Origin of the sequence: Streptomyces sp. NPDC088553 (assembly GCF_044752965.1) — a bacterium.
Lineage (GTDB): Bacteria > Actinomycetota > Actinomycetes > Streptomycetales > Streptomycetaceae > Streptomyces.
Genome location: NZ_JBIVMG010000011.1, coordinates 37,086 through 55,997, shown reverse-complemented (window position 1 = coordinate 55,997; position 18,912 = coordinate 37,086). Strand labels below are relative to the sequence as shown.

Genomic DNA, 18,912 nt, shown 5'->3' with positions numbered 1-18,912 from the left:
CCCCGCACGGGGAACCGCCCCCACGCGCCCCGGCACGGGGAACCACCCCCACGCGCCCCCGCACGGGGAACCCACCCCCACGCGCCCCGGCACGGGGAACCGCCCCCCACGCGCCCCCGCACGGGGAACCGCCCCGCACGGGTGACCGCGCCGCCCCCGTCCACGCTGCGGACCCCCGCGCCATCGCCCCCTCCCGCACGGCAGGATGGGCGCGTGACCGTCATCCACATCCCCGGCTCCAAGTCCGTCACCGCCCGCGCGCTCTTCCTCGCCGCCGCGGCCGAGGGCACCACCACCCTCCTCCGGCCCCTCGTCTCCGACGACACCGAGGGGTTCGCGGAGGGGCTGGCCGCCCTCGGGTACGCCGTCCGCCGGGAGAGCGACGCCTGGCACATCGAAGGCCGCCCCGCCGGCCCCGGCGCGGACTCCGCCGACGTCTACTGCCGTGACGGCGCCACCACCGCCCGATTCCTGCCGACCCTCGCCGCCGCCGGCCACGGCACGTACCGCTTCGACGCCTCCGCGCAGATGCGGCGGCGTCCCCTGGGCCCGCTCGCCACCGCCCTGCGCGAGCTCGGCGTCGACCTGCGGCACGGCGGGCAGGAGGGGCATCACCCCCTCGACGTCCACGCCCACGGCGTGAAGGGCGGCGCGCTCACCCTCGACGCCGGCCAGTCCTCCCAGTACCTGACGGCCCTCCTCATGCTGGGCCCGCTCACCGCCGAGGGCCTCGACATCACCGTCACCGACCTGGTCTCGGAGCCGTACGTCGAGATCACCCTCGCGATGATGCGCGACTTCGGCGCCGAGGTCAGGGAGGAGCGCGGCCCGGACGGGGCCCGTACCTACCGCGTCGCCCCCACCGGCTACCGCGCCCGCACCTACGGCGTCGAGCCCGACGCCTCCACCGCCAGCTACTTCTTCGCCGCCGCCGCCCTCGAACCCGGCCGCTCCGTCACCGTCCCCGGTCTCGGCACCGGCGCCCTCCAGGGCGACCTCGGCTTCGTCGACGTGCTGCGCCGCATGGGCGCCGACGTCGAGATCACCGGCGCCGGGACGACGGTCCGCTCCACCGGCGTCCTGCGCGGACTCACCGTCAACATGCGGGACATCTCCGACACCATGCCGACCCTCGCCGCCCTCGCGCCCTTCGCCGACGGTCCGGTCCGCATCGAGGACGTGGCCAACACCCGGGTCAAGGAGTGCGACCGCCTCGACGCCTGTGCCGAGAACCTGCGCCGCCTCGGCATCACCGTCGAGACCGGCCCCGACTGGATCGAGATCCACCCGGGCGCGCCGGCCGGACCCGTCGAGATCGCCACCCACGGCGACCACCGGATCGTCATGTCGTTCGCGGTCACCGCCCTGCGCACGCCCGGCGTCACCTTCGACGACCCCGGCTGTGTGAAGAAGACGTTCCCCGACTTCCACCGGGTCTTCGACACGTTCGTCCACACCCCGTGAAGACCGCGCGGCGTTTGCGGCAAGAATGGGGGGCATGAGCGACCGCCCCTCTCCTCTCGCCGACCCGCATATCGCCTTCGACGTCTCCGAAGGACGCCGGGACATCGTCGTCCTCGGCTCGACCGGGTCCATCGGCACGCAGGCCATCGACCTGGTGCTGCGCAACCCCGACCGCTTCCGGGTCACCGCCCTGGCCGCCTCGGGCGGCCGGGTCGCGCTGCTCGCCGAGCAGGCGCACCGGCTGAAGGTCGCCGCGGTCGCCGTGGCCCGCGAGGACGTGGTGGAGGAGCTCCGTACGGCCCTGAAGGCGCTGTACGGCTCCGAGCCGCTGCCCGAGATCCTCGCCGGCCCCGACGCGGCCACCCAGCTCGCCGCCTCGCCGTGCCACACCGTCCTGAACGGCATCACCGGCTCCATCGGCCTCGCGCCGACCCTGGCCGCCCTCGAAGCCGGCCGTACCCTCGCCCTCGCCAACAAGGAGTCGCTGATCGTCGGCGGCCCCCTGGTGAAGGCGCTCGCGAAGCCCGGTCAGATCATCCCGGTCGACTCCGAGCACGCGGCCCTCTTCCAGGCGCTCGCCGCGGGCACCCGCGCCGACGTCCGCAAGCTGGTCGTCACCGCCTCGGGCGGCCCGTTCCGCGGCCGTACGCGCGCGCAGCTCGCCGACGTCACCCGCGAGGACGCGCTCGCCCACCCGACCTGGGCCATGGGCCCGGTGATCACGGTGAACAGCGCCACCCTGGTCAACAAGGGCCTGGAGGTCATCGAGGCGCACCTCCTCTACGACATCCCGTTCGACCGCATCGAGGTCGTCGTCCACCCGCAGTCGTACGTGCACTCGATGGTCGAGTTCACCGACGGCTCCACGCTCGCCCAGGCCACCCCGCCGGACATGCGCGGCCCGATCGCCATCGGCATCGGCTGGCCGGAGCGGGTCCCGGACGCTGCCCCCGCCTTCGATTGGAGCAAGGCCTCCACCTGGGAGTTCTTCCCGCTCGACACGGAGGCGTTCCCGTCGGTCGGGCTGGCCCGGCACGTCGGCGAGCTGGGCGGCACGGCCCCCGCCGTCTTCAACGCCGCCAACGAGGAGTGCGTCGAGGCGTTTCTCGCCGGACGGCTGCCGTTCAACGGAATCATGGATACGGTCACAGCGGTCGTCGCGGAGCACGGCGTTCCCGTCGCGGGAACCTCCCTCACCGTGCCGGACGTCCTCGAAGCGGAGACCTGGGCGCGCGCCCGGGCCCGAGAGCTCGCAGCGAAGGCAACAGCGGAGGCCCGCGCATGACCGAAATGCTCCTGTACGTCCTGGGCCTCGTGCTGTTCGCCCTCGGCCTCCTCGTCTCCATCGCCTGGCACGAGCTGGGCCACCTCTCGACGGCCAAGCTCTTCGGCATCCGCGTGCCGCAGTACATGGTCGGCTTCGGCCCCACGATCTGGTCGAAGAAGCGCGGCGAGACCGAGTACGGCATCAAGGCCATCCCCGCCGGCGGCTACATCCGCATGATCGGCATGTTCCCGCCGGGCGAGGACGGCAAGATCGAGGCCCGCTCCACCTCGCCCTGGCGCTCGATGATCGAGGACGCCCGGGAGGCCTCGTACGAGGAGCTCAAGCCCGGCGACGAGACCCGGCTCTTCTACACGCGCAAGCCGTGGAAGCGCGTGATCGTGATGTTCGCCGGACCGTTCATGAACCTGGTCCTCGCGGTGGCGCTGTTCTTCGGCTCGATGATGACGCTGGGCATCGAGGGCCAGACGACGCAGGTCGCGGGCGTCCAGAAGTGCGTGATCGAGCAGGACGAGAAGCGTGACAAGTGCGCCGCGGGCGATCCCGTCTCCCCGGCCTTCAAGGCCGGCCTGAAGGACGGCGACAAGATCGTCGCCTTCAACGGCACGCCGGTGAGCGACTGGGACACCCTCTCCGACCGCATCCGCGACACCATCGGCCCCGCGACGATCACCGTCGAGCGGGCCGGGCAGCGCGTCGAGCTGCACCCCGACCTCGTCGCCAACAAGGTGCTGGCGAAGGACGAGGACGGCAAGGTCGTCCAGCCGGTCAGGTACGTCGACGCCGGCTACCTCGGCTTCGCCTCCAAGACCGAGGTCGCGCCCCTGAGCTTCGGCGAGACCACCGACCGCATGGGCGACCTCCTGGAGAACGGCGTCCACTCGGTCATCGCCCTCCCGGGCAAGATCCCCGGCCTGTGGGACGCCACCTTCGGCGACGGCGAGCGCGCGGACGACTCGCCGGTCGGCGTCGTCGGCGCCGCCCGCATCACCGGTGAACTGATGACCGTCGAGGCCCCGCCGACGACGATCCTCGTGATGTTCATGAACCTGCTCGTCGGGTTCAACGTGTCGCTGTTCCTGTTCAACATGCTCCCGCTGCTGCCGCTCGACGGCGGTCACATCGCGGGTGCCCTGTGGGAGTCCGTACGCCGTCACACGGCCCGGATCTTCAAGCGCCCCGACCCGGGCCCCTTCGACGTGGCGAAGCTGATGCCCGCCGCGTACGTGGTGGCCGGAGTCTTCGTCTGCTTCACGCTGCTGGTCCTCGCCGCCGACCTCGTCAACCCGGTGAAGATCACGTAGCCCACAGGGGGGCCGGACCCGGTGGTGTCCGGCCCCCCGCCCCCGGGGCGGTAACCTCGGAGACCTGAGCCCGCCGACGCACAACCTTGAGGTTGCACAAAAGATGACCGCGATTTCTCTCGGTATCCCGACCGTCCCGACCCGGCTCGCCGAGCGGCGCAAGAGCCGCCAGATCCAGGTCGGCAGCGTGGCCGTCGGCGGTGACGCACCCGTCTCCGTGCAGTCGATGACCACGACCCGCACGTCCGACATCGGCGCCACGCTGCAGCAGATCGCCGAGCTGACGGCCTCCGGCTGCCAGATCGTGCGCGTGGCCTGTCCCACCCAGGACGACGCCGACGCCCTCGCGGTCATCGCGCGGAAGTCGCAGATCCCGGTGATCGCCGACATCCACTTCCAGCCGAAGTACGTCTTCGCGGCGATCGACGCCGGCTGCGCGGCCGTCCGCGTCAACCCCGGCAACATCAAGCAGTTCGACGACAAGGTCAAGGAGATCGCCAAGGCGGCCTCCGACGCCCGCACCCCGATCCGCATCGGCGTCAACGCCGGATCGCTCGACGCGCGCCTGCTCAAGAAGTACGGCAGGGCCACCCCCGAGGCGCTCGTCGAGTCCGCCCTCTGGGAGGCGTCCCTCTTCGAGGAGCACGGCTTCCGCGACATCAAGATCTCGGTCAAGCACAACGACCCGGTGATCATGGTCGAGGCCTACCGCCAGCTCGCCGCCCAGTGCGACTACCCGCTGCACCTCGGCGTCACCGAGGCGGGCCCGGCCTTCCAGGGCACCATCAAGTCGGCCGTCGCCTTCGGCGCGCTGCTGTCCCAGGGCATCGGCGACACCATCCGGGTCTCCCTCTCCGCGCCGCCGGCCGAGGAGATCAAGGTCGGCATGCAGATCCTGGAGTCGCTGAACCTGCGCCAGCGCCGCCTGGAGATCGTCTCCTGCCCGTCCTGCGGCCGCGCCCAGGTCGACGTCTACAAGCTCGCGGAGGAGGTCACCGCCGGCCTCGACGGCATGACCGTCCCGCTGCGCGTCGCCGTCATGGGCTGCGTCGTCAACGGCCCGGGCGAGGCCCGCGAGGCCGACCTGGGCGTCGCCTCCGGCAACGGCAAGGGTCAGATCTTCGTGAAGGGCGAGGTCATCAAGACCGTCCCCGAGTCGAAGATCGTCGAGACCCTCATCGAAGAGGCCCTCAAGATCGCCGAGCAGATGGAGAAGGACGGCGTCGCCAGCGGCGAACCGTCGGTCGCCGTCGCGGGCTGAGCGTCAGCTCCTCCCACGGCCCCGGCTCCTCCCACGGCCCCGGCTCCTCCCGCAGCCCCGGCTCTTCACGAAGCCCCCTCCTCCCGCCCGGGAGGAGGGGGCTTCGTGCGCGAGGAGGGCCCCGCCACAGGCGAGAGGGGTAAAGTGCGGAGACCACGTAGAACCGTACGGTGAGGCCCCCTCGTGCTGACACAACCCGCCACCCGGGTCCTCGAACCCGCCGACCTCGGCGCCGCACTCGCCGTCCTGGAGAGCGCCCCCGTCGAGAACGCCTTCGTGACCGCCCGCGTCCAGGTCGCCGGGCTCGATCCCTGGCGGCTCGGCGGCGAGATGTGGGGCTGGTACAGCGAGGGGCGGCTGCGGTCGCTCTGCTACTCCGGTGCCAACCTCGTGCCGCTCTGCGCGACGCCCGAGGCCGTGCGCGCCTTCGCCGACCGGGCCCGCAGGACCGGCCGGCGCTGTTCCTCGATCGTCGGGCCCGCCGAGCCCACCACCGAGCTGTGGCGGCTTCTGGAGCCCAGCTGGGGCCCCGCGCGGGACGTCCGCGCCCGGCAGCCGCTGATGGTCGCCGAGGAGCCCTCAGTGACCGTCGCGCCCGACCCGCTCGTGCGCCGCGTCCGCAAGGACGAGATGGAGGTGATCATGCCCGCGTGCGTGGCCATGTTCACCGAGGAGGTCGGGATCTCCCCGCTCGCCAACGACGGCGGACTGCTCTACCAGGCCCGGGTCGCCGAGCTGGTCGGCTCCGGCCGTTCCTTCGCCCGCATCGAGGACGGCAAGGTGATCTTCAAGGCGGAGATCGGCGCCGCCACCCGCCAGGCCTGCCAGATCCAGGGCGTCTGGGTCGCCCCCGAGCACCGCGGCAAGGGCCTCTCCGAGTCCGGCATGGCCGCCGTCCTCCAGTACGCCCTGGCGGACGTCGCACCCGTCGTCAGCCTGTACGTGAACGACTACAACACCCCGGCGAGGGCCTCGTACCGCCGTGTCGGCTTCCAGGAGACCGGTGCCTTCATGAGCGTGCTGTTCTGAGGCCCCGGCCGCTTGTAGGGTGCGCCGCATGGATGACGCAGAGGTCATGATCGGACCGGTCAATCTCGCCGCCCGGGTGGACGAGGCACTCGCCGTGCAGGCGCTCGCCTTCGGCCTGGACGAGGACGAGATCGCCGTACGCCGCCACATCGTGCTGCGCCACCTGCTGAACCCCGGCGCACAGGCCTACGGGGCCACCACCCCCGAGGGGAAGCTCGTCGGATTCGTCTACGGGATGCCCAACGACCGGAGCCACTGGTGGTCCACCGTCGTCGAGGCGTATCTGCGCGCCACCGGCACCGTCGACTGGCTCGACGACTCCTTCGTGATCACCGAACTCCACGTCCACCCGGCCCACCAGGGGCGCGGCGTGGGCCGCGAGCTGATCACCACCATCACCGACGAGTCCGCCCAGCCGCGCTCGATCCTCTCCGCGATCGACACCGACAGCCCGGCCCGCGGCCTCTACCGCTCCCTCGGCTACCAGGACCTCGCCCGCCAGGTGCACTTCCCGAGCGCGGTCCGCCCGTACGCGGTCATGGGCGCGTCCCTGCCGCTCAAGCGCCGGAACTGATTTCTCCGACCCGGGGAGGCCCGGCTAATCTCGGGGCCATCATCCTTACCCGGCAGGAGTACGAGAACCATGGCCAACGCACCGGTCCAGCGCATGTCCCAGTTGATGGCGAAGACGCTGCGCGACGACCCGGCCGACGCCGAGGTCCTCAGCCACAAGCTCCTCGTCCGGGCCGGCTACGTGCGCCGTACCGCCGCCGGCATCTGGAGCTGGCTGCCCCTCGGCAAGAAGGTCCTCTCCAACATCGAGCGCATCGTCCGCGAGGAGATGGACGCGATCGGCGCGCAGGAGGTCACCCTCCCCGCGCTGCTGCCGCGTGAGCCGTACGAGGCGACGGGCCGCTGGGACGAGTACGGCGCCGAGCTCTTCCGCCTCCAGGACCGCAAGGGCGGCGACTACCTCCTCGGCCCGACGCACGAGGAGATCTTCACGCTCCTGGTCAAGGACCAGTGCTCCTCGTACAAGGACCTGCCGGTCATCCTGTACCAGATCCAGAACAAGTTCCGTGACGAGGCCCGCCCCCGCGCCGGCATCCTGCGCGGCCGTGAGTTCCTCATGAAGGACTCGTACTCCTTCGACACGGAGGACGAGGGCCTCGCCCAGTCCTACGCCCTGCACCGCCAGGCCTACCAGCGGGTCTTCGAGCGCCTCGGCCTCGACTACCGCATCGTCGCGGCCACCGCCGGCGCGATGGGCGGCTCGAAGTCCGAGGAGTTCCTGGCCCCGGCCGAGGCCGGCGAGGACACCTTCGCCGACTGCCCGAACTGCGACTTCGCGGCGAACACCGAGGCCGTGCACCAGGCGGTGAAGCCGGTCGACGCCACCGCGGTCCCCGCCGCCGAGGAGATCCCGACCCCCGACACCCCCACCATCGAGACGCTCGCCGCCTCGCTGGGCGTGCCCGCCTCCGCCACCCTGAAGAACCTCCTGGTGAAGGTCGACGGCGAGATCGTCGCCATCGGCGTCCCGGGCGACCGCGAGGTCGACATGGACAAGGTCGAGGAGCACTTCGGCCCGACGGCCACGGTCGAGCTGGTGACCGAGGAGGACTTCGCGCAGCGCGCGGACCTCGTCCGGGGCTACGTCGGCCCGCAGGGCCTGGAGAAGGTCACGTACATCGCCGACCCGCGCGTGGCGCCGGGCACCGCGTGGATCACCGGTGCCAACAAGGACGGCATGCACGCGAAGAACGTCGTCGCGGGCCGTGACTTCGAGGTCGAGGAGTACGTCGACGTCGTCGTCGTGCAGGAGGGCGACCCGTGCCCCGCGTGCGGCACCGGCCTCAAGCTGGACCGCGCCATCGAGATCGGCCACATCTTCCAGCTGGGCCGCAAGTACGCCGACGCCCTCAAGCTCGACGTCCTCGGCCAGAACGGCAAGCCGGTCCGCGTGACCATGGGCTCGTACGGCATCGGCGTCTCGCGCGCCGTCGCCGCGCTGGCGGAGCAGACGGCCGACGAGAAGGGCCTGTGCTGGCCGGCCGAGGTCGCCCCGGCCGACGTCCACGTCGTCGCCGCGGGCAAGGCCCTCCAGACGGAGCTGGCCCTGGAGGTCTCCGACAAGCTGTCCGCCGCGGGTCTCCGCGTCCTGGTCGACGACCGCGCGGGCGTCTCGCCGGGCGTCAAGTTCACCGACGCGGAGCTCATGGGCGTCCCGAAGATCCTGGTCGCCGGCCGCCGCTCGGCCGAGGGCATCGTGGAGCTGAAGGACCGCCGGACGGGTGACCGCGAGGAACTGACGGTCGACGAGGCGCTGGCCCGCCTGACCGCCTGACCGCCTGACCGCCTGACGGCGGGAGACCTGACAGGAGGGGCGGGGGCCCGAGGCCCCCGCCCCTCCTGTCAGGGGACGCTCAGGCGCCCTCCGGCGGTGCGGGTGCCGGTTCCACCGACGCCCCCGTCAGGTCACCCACCGGCTCCACCCCCTCCGCCGCATGGGCCGCGCCCTTCAGGTACGCGTCACTGACCGACGGCGTCGACGGGGCGTGCGCCACGGCCGGCCCCGCGGCGGACGCCTCGGTGGCGGGGGCCGAGGGCCCCACCGTCGACCGCTCCAGGAACCGCAGCAGCTCCACCGGGAACGGCAGGACCAGCGTCGAGTTCTTCTCCGCCGCGACCGCCACCACCGTCTGCAGCAGCCGCAGCTGCAGCGCCGCCGGCTGGTCGGACATGACCGCCGCCGCCTCCGCCAGCTTCTTCGAGGCCTGGAGCTCCGCGTCCGCGTTGATCACCCGCGCCCGGCGTTCCCGGTCCGCCTCCGCCTGCCGGGCCATCGAGCGCTTCATCGTCTCCGGCAGGGAGACGTCCTTGATCTCGACCCGGTCGATCTGCACGCCCCAGCCGATCGCGGGGGAGTCCAGCATCAGCTCCAGGCCCTGGTTGAGCTTCTCCCGGTTCGACAGCAGGTCGTCGAGATCGCTCTTGCCGATGATCGACCGCAGGGACGTCTGTGCCATCTGCGAGACCGCGAACTTGTAGTCCTCGACCCGGATCAGCGCCTCCGCCGCGTCGACGACCTTGAAGTAGACGACCGCGTCGACCCGCACCGTCACGTTGTCCCGGGTGATGCCCTCCTGCGCGGGCACGGGCATCGTGACGATCTGCATGTTCACCTTGTGCAGGCGGTCCACACCCGGAACGATCATCGTGAAGCCGGGCGTGCGCACGTCGTCACGCAGCCGCCCGAAGCGGAAGACGACGCCTCGCTCGTACTGCTTCACGACCCGCGCGGCCGCACCCGCGTACACGGCGATCGCCGCCGCCGCGCCGGCCGCGGCCACCAGAAGCTCTTCGATCATCACGGCCCCCTGGATTGAGCCGAACGGTACAGAAAGGGTATTCCCCTACAGCCAGCTCGCGAACTCCAGGAGCAGCTCGGCATCCTGCCGGCGCCCCGCGGTCAGCGCCCGGGTGCCCGACTCGACCGCGCGGAACAGCGTCCAGCCGCGCAGCCGCTCCCGGTCCAGGTCCAGGGAGTCCGCCAGCTTGTTGACCCGCCGCCGGGCCGCCGAGGCGCCCGAGGACGCGGCCACCAGGTCCTCGACCCGGTCCCGTACGAGCCGGGCGAGGTCGTACGCCCGCTCACCGACCAGCGGCTCGGGGCCCACGGCCAGCCAGGGCGCCCGGTCACCGCCGAGCACCTTGCCCTGCCGGAAGTTCCCGTGCAGCAGCAGCGTCTCCGACGAGCCGGTCACCAGCTCCTCGCGCGCCGCGAGCGCGGCCGTCGTCAGCTCGGCGGTCGCCGCCCCGTTCAGATGGGGGGCCATCGCCTCCGCCTGCCGGGCGGTCCGCTCGGCGACCGTCTCGAAGCCGTGCTCCGCCGCCGGCTCGACCCACAGCTTGCGCACGGTCCCGGCGGCCTCCAGGAGGGCCTTCGCCTCCGGGAGCGAGCGCAGCGAGACCTCGGGGTGCAGACGTTCGAGGACGAGCGCGCCCTCCGCGGCCTCGTCGAGGAGCTGGACCGCGCCCCAGCCGTTCCAGTGCGCGAGCGCGTCCCGCTCCAGGTCCGGCCGGGCGAACGCGGGCGCGATCTTGAGCGCGGCGGGGGAGCCGTCGGACCGCCGGACGAGCACGACCAGGCTGCTGCGTCCGCCGGGTGCCATCACCCGTTCGCTGTCCAGGGAGGCGCGGTCGAGCACCTGACCGGCTAGCTCGGGCAGCCTTCCGAGCCACTCGGCCGCCGCGGCGTCCCCGTACGTCTCACCGAGCGTCCTGGTCAGTCGCTGCGGCGGTTCGAAACCCATGCGTACGTTGTTCCTTCGGTCGGGGCGGGGCTCAGACCCGCTCGGCGAGCCCAGGAAAGGTTACGTCGCTGCCGCGCCAGCGGACCGCGCGTACCGCCGCCTCCCGCAACGCGGCGGCCGCCTCGCGGCGCCGAGGGCCCTCGGTGGCCCGGACGAGGTCGGAGTAGACCCAGGCCACCCGGTCCTCCAGGACGGCCGCGAGCCGTACGGCGCCGGCCGGGTCCGCGACCCGGAAGGGCAGCTCGTACGCGGCCGCCGCCGCCACCGGAGTACCGCCGAGGTCGCGCACGCTCCGGCGCAGCGTGTCCCGGCGTGCCCGGTGCGCCTCGTACGCGGCGGTGGCCTCGGCCCGCCGTTCCGCACCGATCCGGCCGCCGACGACCCCGTACCCGTACACCGCCGCGTGTTCGGCGGCCAGCGCGGCCTGGGTCGCGTCGAGGGCGCTCATGCCCGGGCTCCTTCGGTCAGCAGATAGGCGTGGGCGGCGCCGGCGGCGGCGACGGAGGCCAGCAGCCGCGCGTACTCGGGCGGGGCGGTGACCAGGGCGGCGGTGTGGGCGTCGGAGGCCGTGCGTTCGGCGGCCGCGAGCTCGTTCAGGGCCGCCCGGGGGTCGGCCGCGACGGGCACGGGGGGAGGAGTGGGCCGTGCGGAGGCGGAGGCGGAGGCGCCGGCGGAAGCGGTGGCGGAGGGTGACGGTGTGGCCGTCGCCGGGCGCACCGTCGTACCGCCCTCGCCGAGCGCCTCGGCGTGCGCCGCCACGGAGCGTCGCAGCGGGGTCAGCCGGGGCGCGAGGGCCGGGTGGGCGGCCAGCGCCGCGTCGTAACGTTCCAGCAGGGCCCTGGAGGCGGTCACGGAGCGCAGCCGCAGCGCGGCCTCGGCGCGCGCCACCCGTTCGGCCTCCACCTCGGCCGCGCCCGGCTTCCGGGGACCGGGGTCCTCGGCGGTGGTGCAGCCCGCGAGCGCCGCCGCGGCGGCGGCCGAGACCCCCGCCGTCAGGAGTGCGCGCCTGCCCGTCGTCGTCACGCTCTCTCCCTCAGCTGTGGTACGTCGTCGAAGATCGTCGGGATCACCGCAGGCGAGCGTACCCGCGGGCCCCGGGGCGGTGGACGGCAACACCCTCCCGGACCGGATACCCTTTGGTCTGACACGCGAGGAAAACGCGACGAACCCACAACAGCACACGCGGCCGAGGAGTCACCCGGATGAGCACCACCCAGAGCGACAGGCTGCGCGGACTCGTGGAGCCGCTCGTCCACGCGAGGGACCTGGATCTCGAGGAGATCGAGGTGTCCCGGGCCGGCCGCCGCGGACTGCTGAGGATCGTCGTCGATTCGGACGAGGGCGTGGAACTGGACGCCTGTGCCGAGCTGAGCCGCGCGATCTCCGAGAAGCTCGACGAGACCGACGCGATGGGCGAGGGCGAGTACGTCCTCGAAGTCAGCTCCCCCGGCGCCGACCGCCCGCTGACCGAGCACCGCCACTACGTACGGGCCACCGGCCGCCTCGCCAAGCTCCAGCTGACCACCGACGGCGCCGCCGAGGAACTGGTCGCGCGGATCATGGCCGTGGACGAGGACGGCCTCGACCTCGAAGTGCCGGGCGTGAAGGGGCGCAAGCCCACCGCCCGCCGGGTCGCGTTCGCCGACATCGCCAAGGCGCGTGTCGAGATCGAGTTCAACCGCAAGGACAAGAAGGAAGAGGAGGCGTAGCCGTGGACATCGACGTGAAGCTGCTCAAGGGCTTGGCGAATGAGAAGGAGATCTCCTTCGACCTGCTGGTCGAGGCGATCGAGTCGGCCCTCCTCATCGCTTACCACCGCACCCCCGACGCCCGCCGCCACGCCCGCGTGGAGCTGAACCGGCAGACCGGTCACGTGACGGTGTGGGCGAAGGAAGACCCCTCCGACCTGGAGGAGGGCCAGGAGCCCAAGGACTTCGACGACACCCCGTCGGACTTCGGCCGGATCGCGGCGAGCACCGCCCGCCAGGTGATCCAGCAGCGTCTGCGGGACGCCGAGAACGACGTGACGTTCGGCGAGTACGCGCGCCGCGAGGGCGACGTCGTCGCCGGTGTCGTGCAGCAGGGCAAGGACCCGAAGAACGTCCTGGTCCGTCTGGACGACAAGCTGGAGGCCATTCTTCCGGTGCAGGAGCAGGTGCCGGGCGAGGACTACACGCACGGTCTGCGGCTGCGGACGTACGTCGTCCGGGTGGCGAAGGGTGTCCGCGGTCCGTCCGTCACCCTTTCGCGTACCCACCCCAATCTGGTGAAGAAGCTCTTCGCCCTTGAGGTGCCGGAGATCGCCGACGGCTCGGTCGAGATCGCGGCGATCGCCCGTGAGGCCGGTCACCGCACCAAGATCGCCGTTCGTTCCACCCGTTCGGGCCTGAACCCCAAGGGCGCCTGCATCGGCCCGATGGGCAGCCGTGTCCGCAACGTGATGGCGGAGCTGCTCGGTGAGAAGATCGACATCGTCGACTGGTCGGACGACCCGGCCGAGATGGTGGCGAACGCGCTCTCCCCGGCGCGGGTGTCCCGGGTCGAGGTCGTCGACATGGCGGCCCGTTCCGCCCGTGTGACGGTGCCGGACTACCAGCTGTCGCTGGCGATCGGCAAGGAGGGCCAGAACGCCCGCCTCGCCGCGCGCCTCACCGGCTGGCGGATCGACATCCGTCCGGACACCGAGCCGAGCGGTCCGGAGGACTGAGACCGTTTTTGGCCAACAACTGTTCGATTCTTGCCCCAAACAGGTGAGGTCGGTACGGGGAGGTAGACTTAATCGTGTCTGGCCGGACGCATGCCCGCGCGTGCCCTGAGCGAACCTGTGTGGGATGCCGGGTGCGAGCGGCCAAGAGCGATCTACTGCGGATCGTGGTGAACAAGGACGAGTGCGTTCCTGATCATCGCGGTACGCTGCCCGGCCGGGGTGCGTACCTGCACCCCGCCGTGGCTTGTCTCGACCTGGCGGTCCGCCGCCGAGCGTTCCCGAGGGCCTTCAGGGTCCAGGGCCCGCTCGAAACAGCGGAACTACGTCACCACGTCGAACGGCCGGCACCGCAGTGAAGAAGTACGGCACGGAACACCGTGCGGTCAGGTACCTCGCGAGTTGGAAGTAGGTCGAGATTGCGATGAGCACTCGATGAGTACGCGATGAGTACGCCCATGAAGTAGCGACGGTCCGGCGGTAACCCGGACCTCAAAGGAGCGATGTGGCTAAGGTCCGGGTATACGAACTCGCCAAGGAGTTCGGCGTGGAGAGCAAGGTCGTCATGGCCAAGCTCCAAGAACTCGGTGAATTCGTCCGTTCGGCGTCCTCGACGATCGAGGCGCCGGTCGTGCGCAAGTTGACTGACGCTTTGCAGGGTCCCGGCGGCAACGCCGGCAAGACCGCTGCCAAGCCTGGCGCGCCTCGCAAGGCCGCCCCCTCCAAGCCCGCGGCGCCTTCTCCGGCCGCCGCGGCACGTCCCGCTGCTCCCAAGCCCGGCGCCCCGGCCCCCAAGCCGGCTCCCGCCGCGCCTGCGGCGCCGGCCCCGGTCACTCCGGCCGCGCCCGCGAGCAGCACCCCCTCTCCGGCTCCGGCCGCCTCGGGCCCCCGCCCGGGCCCGAAGCCCGCGCCCAAGCCGGTCACCCCGGCTCCGGCCGCCCCCGAGTTCACCGCGCCCCCGTCGGCTCCCGCCGCCGGTCAGCGCCCCGGTGGCGCCGCCCAGGGACCCCGTCCCACCGGCGACCGCCCCGAGCGTCCGGCCCGTCCGGGTCAGGGCGCACCGCGTCCGCAGGGCCAGGGCGCCCCGCGTCCGCAGGGCCAGGGCGCTCCCCGTCCGGGCGGTGCCCGTCCGGCCGGACCGCGTCCGGGCAACAACCCCTTCACCTCGGGTGGCTCCACCGGCATGGCGCGTCCGCAGACGCCCCGTCCCGGTGGCGGTGCTCCCCGTCCCGGCGGCCCCGGTGCCGCTCCGGGCGCCCCGCGTCCGCAGGGTGGCCCCGGCGGCGCCCCGCGTCCGCAGGGTCAGGGCGGCGCGCGTCCCACTCCTGGTGGCATGCCTCGTCCGCAGGCTCCCCGTCCGGGCGGCGCGCCCGGCGGTAACCGTCCCAACCCGGGCATGATGCCGCAGCGTCCCGCTGCCGGCCCGCGTCCCGGTCCTGGCGGCGGTGGCCGTGGTCCCGGTGGCCCCGGCGGCCGTCCGGGTGGTCCCGGCGGTGGCGGCGGCGGTCGTCCCGGCTTCGCCGGTCGTCCGGCCGGTCCCGGCGGTGGCGGCGGCGGCTTCGCCGGTCGTCCCGGTGGTCCCGGTGGCGGCGGCGGTCGTCCGGGTGGTCCCGGCGGCGGTGGCGGCGGCTTCGGCGGTCGTCCCGGTGGCTTCGGTGGCCGTCCCGGCGGTCCGGGTGGCCGTGGTGGCACGCAGGGCGCCTTCGGTCGTCCCGGCGGTCCCGCGCGTCGCGGTCGCAAGTCGAAGCGTCAGAGGCGCCAGGAGTACGAGGCCATGCAGGCCCCGTCCGTGGGCGGCGTGATGCTGCCTCGCGGCCACGGCGAGACCATTCGCCTGTCGCGCGGTGCCTCCCTCACCGACTTCGCCGAGAAGATCGGCGCCAACCCGGCGTCGCTCGTCGCGGTGATGATGAACCTCGGTGAGATGGTCACGGCCACGCAGTCCGTCTCCGACGACACGCTGACGATGCTCGGCGAGGAGATGAACTACACCGTTCAGATCGTCTCGCCGGAGGAAGAGGACCGCGAGCTCCTCGAGTCCTTCGACATCGAGTTCGGCGAGGACGAGGGCGGCGAAGAGGCTCTGGTCTCCCGTCCGCCGGTCGTCACCGTCATGGGTCACGTCGACCACGGTAAGACCCGACTTCTCGACGCGATCCGCAAGACGAACGTCGTCGCGGGCGAGGCCGGTGGCATCACCCAGCACATCGGTGCCTACCAGGTGGGTACCGAGGTCAACGGCGAAGAGCGTCGCATCACCTTCATCGACACCCCGGGTCACGAGGCGTTCACCGCCATGCGTGCCCGTGGTGCGAAGTCGACCGACATCGCGATCCTCGTGGTCGCGGCCAACGACGGCGTCATGCCGCAGACGATCGAGGCGCTCAACCACGCCAAGGCCGCCGGCGTCCCGATCGTCGTCGCGGTCAACAAGATCGACGTCGAGGGTGCGGACCCGACCAAGGTCCGCGGTCAGCTGACCGAGTTCGGTCTGGTGGCCGAGGAGTACGGCGGCGACACGATGTTCGTCGACATCTCCGCCAAGCAGGGTCTGCACATCGACTCCCTGCTCGAGGCCGTCGTCCTCACCGCCGACGCCTCGCTCGATCTGCGGGCCAACCCGAACCAGGACGCGCAGGGTATTGCGATCGAGTCCCACCTCGACCGTGGTCGCGGTGCCGTCTCCACCGTCCTGGTCCAGCGCGGAACGCTGCGCATCGGCGACACCGTGGTGGTCGGCGACGCGTACGGCCGTGTCCGGGCGATGCTCGACGACAAGGGCAACAACGTCGAGGAGGCGACCCCGTCGACTCCCGTCCTGGTCCTGGGTCTCACCAACGTCCCGGGTGCCGGCGACAACCTCCTGGTTGTCGACGAGGACCGTACGGCCCGTCAGATCGCCGAGAAGCGCGCTGCGCGTGAGCGCAACGCCGCCTTCGCCAAGCGCGTCCGCCGGGTGTCCCTCGAGGACCTCGACAAGGTGCTCAAGGCCGGTCTCGTCCAGGAACTCAACCTCATCATCAAGGGCGACGCGTCCGGTGCGGTCGAGGCCCTGGAGGCCTCGCTGCTCCAGCTCGACGTCGGCGAAGAGGTCGACATCCGCGTCCTGCACCGCGGTGTGGGTGCGGTGACCGAGTCGGACATCGACCTGGCCATGGGCTCCGACGCCATCGTCATCGGCTACAACGTCCGTGCGGCCGGCCGTGCCGCGCAGATGGCGGAGCGCGAGGGCGTCGACGTCCGGTACTACTCGGTCATCTACCAGGCGATCGAGGAGATCGAGGCGGCGCTCAAGGGCCTCCTCAAGCCGGAGTACGAAGAGGTCGAGCTCGGTACGGCGGAGATCCGCGAGGTCTTCCGCTCGTCCAAGCTGGGCAACATCGCCGGTGTCCTCATCCGCTCCGGCGAGGTCAAGCGCAACACCAAGGCGCGCCTCGTCCGCGACGGCAAGGTCATCGCCGAGGACCTCACGATCCACGGTCTGCGCCGCTTCAAGGACGACGTCACCGAGATCCGCGAAGGCTTCGAGGGTGGTATCAACCTCGGAAACTTCAACGACATCAAGATCGACGACGTCATCGCGACGTACGAGATGCGCGAGAAGCCGCGCGCCTGATCGCGTCCGATCGCAGCAGTGAGCCGGGGCCGGTCGGCGGAAACTATTCCGTCGATCGGCCCCGGCCGTTGCGTGTACGGTTTCGGATGTCCCCGCCGAGCGGTCGGCGGGCACACCGAACCCGAACCGGCGGGACATCCGGACATACATGTACGTGGGGACGCTGTCCTTCGATCTGCTCCTCGGCGACGTTCGTTCGTTGAAGGAGAAACGCTCCGTCGTCAAGCCGATCGTCGCCGAGCTCCAGCGGAAATTCGCGGTGAGCGTGGCGGAGGTCAGCGGCCAGAACCTCCATCGACGGGCCGAGATCGGCGTCGCGATGGTGTCGGGGGACCCGGGACACCTCAGCGACGTACTGGACCGGTGCGAGCGGCTCGTCGCCGCCCGCCCCGAGGTGGAGCTGCTGTCGGTGCGCCGCAGGCTCCACACTGATGAAGACTGATGTTGAGCAAGGCAAAGAAGGAGAAGGACCAGTGGCCGACAACGCGCGGGCGAAGAAGCTGGCAGACCTCATCCGGGAGGTGGTCGCCGAGAAGCTGCAGCGCGGCATCAAGGACCCCCGCCTGGGCACGCACGTGACCATCACGGACACCCGCGTCACCGGCGACCTGCGGGAGGCCACGGTCTTCTACACGGTCTACGGCGACGACGAGGAGCGGGCGAGCGCCGCCGCCGGCCTGGAGAGCGCCAAGGGCATCCTCCGTTCGGCCGTGGGCCGCGCGGCGGGGACCAAGTTCACGCCGACCCTGGCCTTCGTGGCCGACGCCCTCCCGGAGAACGCCAAGACCATCGAGGACCTCCTCGACAAGGCGCGGGCCTCGGACGAGCAGGTGCGGGAGGCGTCCTCGGGCGCCACCTTCGCCGGTGACGCCGACCCTTACAAGAAGCCGGGCGAGGACGAAGCCGCCGAATGAGCAACGCAGCAAAGGTGCCCGACGGCCTTGTCATCGTCGACAAGCCGTCGGGCTTCACCTCGCACGACGTCGTGGCCAAGATGCGCGGGATCGCGAAGACCCGCCGGGTCGGCCACGCCGGCACGCTCGACCCCATGGCCACCGGCGTCCTCGTCCTCGGCGTGGAGCGGGCGACCAAGCTCCTCGGTCACCTCGCGCTGACCGAGAAGGAGTACCTGGGCACCATCCGCCTGGGCCAGACGACGATCACCGACGACGCCGAGGGCGAGATCACGGCCTCCGTCGACGCCTCCGAGGTGACCCGCGAGGGCATCGACGCGGGCGTCGCCGAGCTGACCGGCGCCATCATGCAGGTGCCGTCGAAGGTCTCCGCGATCAAGATCGACGGCAAGCGCTCGTACGCGCGCGTGCGCGGCGGCGAGGAGTTCGAGATCCCGGCCCGCCCGGTCACCGTCTCCTCGTTCCAGGTGTACGACGTCCGTGAGGCGACCGCCGAGGACGGCACCCCCGTCGTCGACCTGGTCGTCTCCGTCGTCTGCTCCTCCGGTACGTACATCCGGGCGCTCGCCCGGGACCTCGGCGCCGGCCTCGGCGTGGGCGGGCACCTGACCGCGCTGCGCCGCACCCGGGTCGGGCCGTACAAGCTGGACTCGGCGAAGACGCTCGACCAGCTCCAGGAGGAGCTCACGGTCATGCCGGTCGCGGACGCGGCCACGGCGGCGTTCCCCCGGTGGGACGTCGACGAGAAGCGGGCCAAGCTGCTGCTCAACGGCGTCCGCCTGGAGATGCCGGAGTACCCGGCGGGTCCCGTCGCGGTCTTCGGGCCCGGGGGGACACTCCTTGCGCTCGTGGAGGACCAGCGGGGCAAGGCCAAGAGCCTCGCCGTCTTCGGCTGATCCGAGAGGTTCGGAGCCCGTCGTCGGCTCACGTGAGGGCGGGCACGCACGCGTGCCCGCCCTCACGTGTTTCCCCCTGTGCCTCCCCCTGCGAGAGCCTGTCCGGCAGAACGCCGAAGAATC

At 71.8% G+C, this 18,912-nt stretch carries 18 protein-coding genes; 14 read left to right on the top strand and 4 right to left on the bottom strand.

The features are described 5' to 3' along the window. Nucleotides 1-213 precede the first annotated feature (213 nt). From aroA to ACIP8Z_RS31210, 7 genes are all read left to right on the top strand, one after another. Nucleotides 214-1,464 carry a 3-phosphoshikimate 1-carboxyvinyltransferase gene (aroA, locus tag ACIP8Z_RS31240; RefSeq protein WP_402089471.1) on the top strand — a complete coding sequence of 417 codons (1,251 nt, stop codon included), beginning with the start codon at nt 214-216 and terminating at the stop codon, nt 1,462-1,464. Between the two features lie 34 nt (nt 1,465-1,498). Beyond that, a complete protein-coding gene (gene dxr, locus ACIP8Z_RS31235; RefSeq protein WP_402089469.1) occupies nt 1,499-2,749 on the top strand; it encodes a 1-deoxy-D-xylulose-5-phosphate reductoisomerase in 1,251 nt (416 codons plus the stop codon). Continuing rightward, the gene (locus ACIP8Z_RS31230) at nt 2,746-4,053 is read left to right on the top strand and encodes a site-2 protease family protein (RefSeq protein WP_319320084.1); all 1,308 of its coding nucleotides are present in this window, start codon (nt 2,746-2,748) and stop codon (nt 4,051-4,053) included. The genes dxr and ACIP8Z_RS31230 overlap by 4 nt, the downstream gene beginning before the upstream one ends. A gap of 103 nt (nt 4,054-4,156) precedes the next feature. Next, nucleotides 4,157-5,314, top strand: a complete 1,158-nt coding sequence (gene ispG / locus ACIP8Z_RS31225) for a flavodoxin-dependent (E)-4-hydroxy-3-methylbut-2-enyl-diphosphate synthase (RefSeq protein WP_030322406.1) — start codon at nt 4,157-4,159, stop codon at nt 5,312-5,314. A 183-nt stretch (nt 5,315-5,497) separates the two neighbouring features. Beyond that, the gene (locus tag ACIP8Z_RS31220; protein WP_402089467.1) at nt 5,498-6,343 is read left to right on the top strand and encodes a GNAT family N-acetyltransferase; all 846 of its coding nucleotides are present in this window, start codon (nt 5,498-5,500) and stop codon (nt 6,341-6,343) included. A 28-nt stretch (nt 6,344-6,371) separates the two neighbouring features. Further along, nucleotides 6,372-6,917, top strand: a complete 546-nt coding sequence (locus ACIP8Z_RS31215; RefSeq protein ID WP_402089465.1) for a GNAT family N-acetyltransferase — start codon at nt 6,372-6,374, stop codon at nt 6,915-6,917. A 69-nt stretch (nt 6,918-6,986) separates the two neighbouring features. Then, nucleotides 6,987-8,690, top strand: a complete 1,704-nt coding sequence (locus tag ACIP8Z_RS31210; protein ID WP_402089463.1) for a proline--tRNA ligase — start codon at nt 6,987-6,989, stop codon at nt 8,688-8,690. 79 nt (nt 8,691-8,769) lie between these two features. Here the strand turns inward: ACIP8Z_RS31210 and ACIP8Z_RS31205 are convergent, their stop codons facing one another. From ACIP8Z_RS31205 to ACIP8Z_RS31190, 4 genes are read right to left on the bottom strand one after another with little or no spacing between them, the layout of a single operon-like run. Continuing rightward, nucleotides 8,770-9,714 carry a slipin family protein gene (locus ACIP8Z_RS31205; protein WP_402089461.1) on the bottom strand — a complete coding sequence of 315 codons (945 nt, stop codon included), beginning with the start codon at nt 9,712-9,714 and terminating at the stop codon, nt 8,770-8,772. Between the two features lie 45 nt (nt 9,715-9,759). After that, nucleotides 9,760-10,659, bottom strand: a complete 900-nt coding sequence (locus tag ACIP8Z_RS31200) for an aminoglycoside phosphotransferase family protein (protein ID WP_402089459.1) — start codon at nt 10,657-10,659, stop codon at nt 9,760-9,762. 31 nt (nt 10,660-10,690) lie between these two features. Beyond that, entirely contained in the window at nt 10,691-11,107 is a 417-nt protein-coding gene (locus ACIP8Z_RS31195; RefSeq protein ID WP_402089457.1) for a ferritin-like domain-containing protein, read from the bottom strand. Continuing rightward, nucleotides 11,104-11,682 carry a hypothetical protein gene (locus tag ACIP8Z_RS31190; protein WP_402089455.1) on the bottom strand — a complete coding sequence of 193 codons (579 nt, stop codon included), beginning with the start codon at nt 11,680-11,682 and terminating at the stop codon, nt 11,104-11,106. The genes ACIP8Z_RS31195 and ACIP8Z_RS31190 overlap by 4 nt, the downstream gene beginning before the upstream one ends. A gap of 179 nt (nt 11,683-11,861) precedes the next feature. Here ACIP8Z_RS31190 and rimP point away from each other — a divergent pair, with 179 nt between their 5' ends. The 7 genes from rimP to truB all read left to right on the top strand — a co-directional run bounded on the left by rimP (nt 11,862) and on the right by truB (nt 18,789). Further along, entirely contained in the window at nt 11,862-12,368 is a 507-nt protein-coding gene (gene rimP / locus ACIP8Z_RS31185) for a ribosome maturation factor RimP (protein WP_055604101.1), read from the top strand. Nucleotides 12,369-12,370: 2 nt separating this feature from the next. Next, nucleotides 12,371-13,366 (top strand): transcription termination factor NusA, encoded by a 996-nt coding sequence (gene nusA, locus ACIP8Z_RS31180; protein ID WP_030322420.1) that lies wholly within the window; start codon nt 12,371-12,373, stop codon nt 13,364-13,366. 74 nt (nt 13,367-13,440) lie between these two features. Further along, entirely contained in the window at nt 13,441-13,722 is a 282-nt protein-coding gene (locus tag ACIP8Z_RS31175; RefSeq protein ID WP_187622975.1) for a YlxR family protein, read from the top strand. A 146-nt stretch (nt 13,723-13,868) separates the two neighbouring features. Next, entirely contained in the window at nt 13,869-16,979 is a 3,111-nt protein-coding gene (infB, locus tag ACIP8Z_RS31170) for a translation initiation factor IF-2 (RefSeq protein WP_319320116.1), read from the top strand. 148 nt (nt 16,980-17,127) lie between these two features. After that, complete coding sequence (locus tag ACIP8Z_RS31165; RefSeq protein WP_030322425.1) at nt 17,128-17,421, top strand: DUF503 domain-containing protein; 294 nt, start codon at nt 17,128-17,130, stop codon at nt 17,419-17,421. A 31-nt stretch (nt 17,422-17,452) separates the two neighbouring features. Next, complete coding sequence (rbfA, locus tag ACIP8Z_RS31160) at nt 17,453-17,893, top strand: 30S ribosome-binding factor RbfA (RefSeq protein ID WP_319320118.1); 441 nt, start codon at nt 17,453-17,455, stop codon at nt 17,891-17,893. Further along, nucleotides 17,890-18,789, top strand: coding sequence for a tRNA pseudouridine(55) synthase TruB (truB, locus tag ACIP8Z_RS31155; protein ID WP_383863063.1), 900 nt, complete (start codon nt 17,890-17,892; stop codon nt 18,787-18,789). The genes rbfA and truB overlap by 4 nt, the downstream gene beginning before the upstream one ends. Nucleotides 18,790-18,912 lie beyond the last annotated feature (123 nt).

Excerpts from the sequence above, each read along its gene's own strand:
- ACIP8Z_RS31230 (WP_319320084.1), top strand. The coding sequence starts at position 2,746 with ATGACCGAAATGCTCCTGTACGTCCTGGGCCTCGTGCTGTTCGCCCTC.
- ACIP8Z_RS31210 (WP_402089463.1), top strand. The coding sequence starts at position 6,987 with ATGGCCAACGCACCGGTCCAGCGCATGTCCCAGTTGATGGCGAAGACG.
- ACIP8Z_RS31205 (WP_402089461.1), bottom strand. The coding sequence starts at position 9,714 with ATGATCGAAGAGCTTCTGGTGGCCGCGGCCGGCGCGGCGGCGGCGATC.
- ACIP8Z_RS31165 (WP_030322425.1), top strand. The coding sequence starts at position 17,128 with ATGTACGTGGGGACGCTGTCCTTCGATCTGCTCCTCGGCGACGTTCGT.
- ACIP8Z_RS31195 (WP_402089457.1), bottom strand. The coding sequence starts at position 11,107 with ATGAGCGCCCTCGACGCGACCCAGGCCGCGCTGGCCGCCGAACACGCG.
- dxr (WP_402089469.1), top strand. The coding sequence starts at position 1,499 with ATGAGCGACCGCCCCTCTCCTCTCGCCGACCCGCATATCGCCTTCGAC.
- ACIP8Z_RS31200 (WP_402089459.1), bottom strand. The coding sequence starts at position 10,659 with ATGGGTTTCGAACCGCCGCAGCGACTGACCAGGACGCTCGGTGAGACG.
- ACIP8Z_RS31215 (WP_402089465.1), top strand. The coding sequence starts at position 6,372 with ATGGATGACGCAGAGGTCATGATCGGACCGGTCAATCTCGCCGCCCGG.
- truB (WP_383863063.1), top strand. The coding sequence starts at position 17,890 with ATGAGCAACGCAGCAAAGGTGCCCGACGGCCTTGTCATCGTCGACAAG.
- rimP (WP_055604101.1), top strand. The coding sequence starts at position 11,862 with ATGAGCACCACCCAGAGCGACAGGCTGCGCGGACTCGTGGAGCCGCTC.
- ispG (WP_030322406.1), top strand. The coding sequence starts at position 4,157 with ATGACCGCGATTTCTCTCGGTATCCCGACCGTCCCGACCCGGCTCGCC.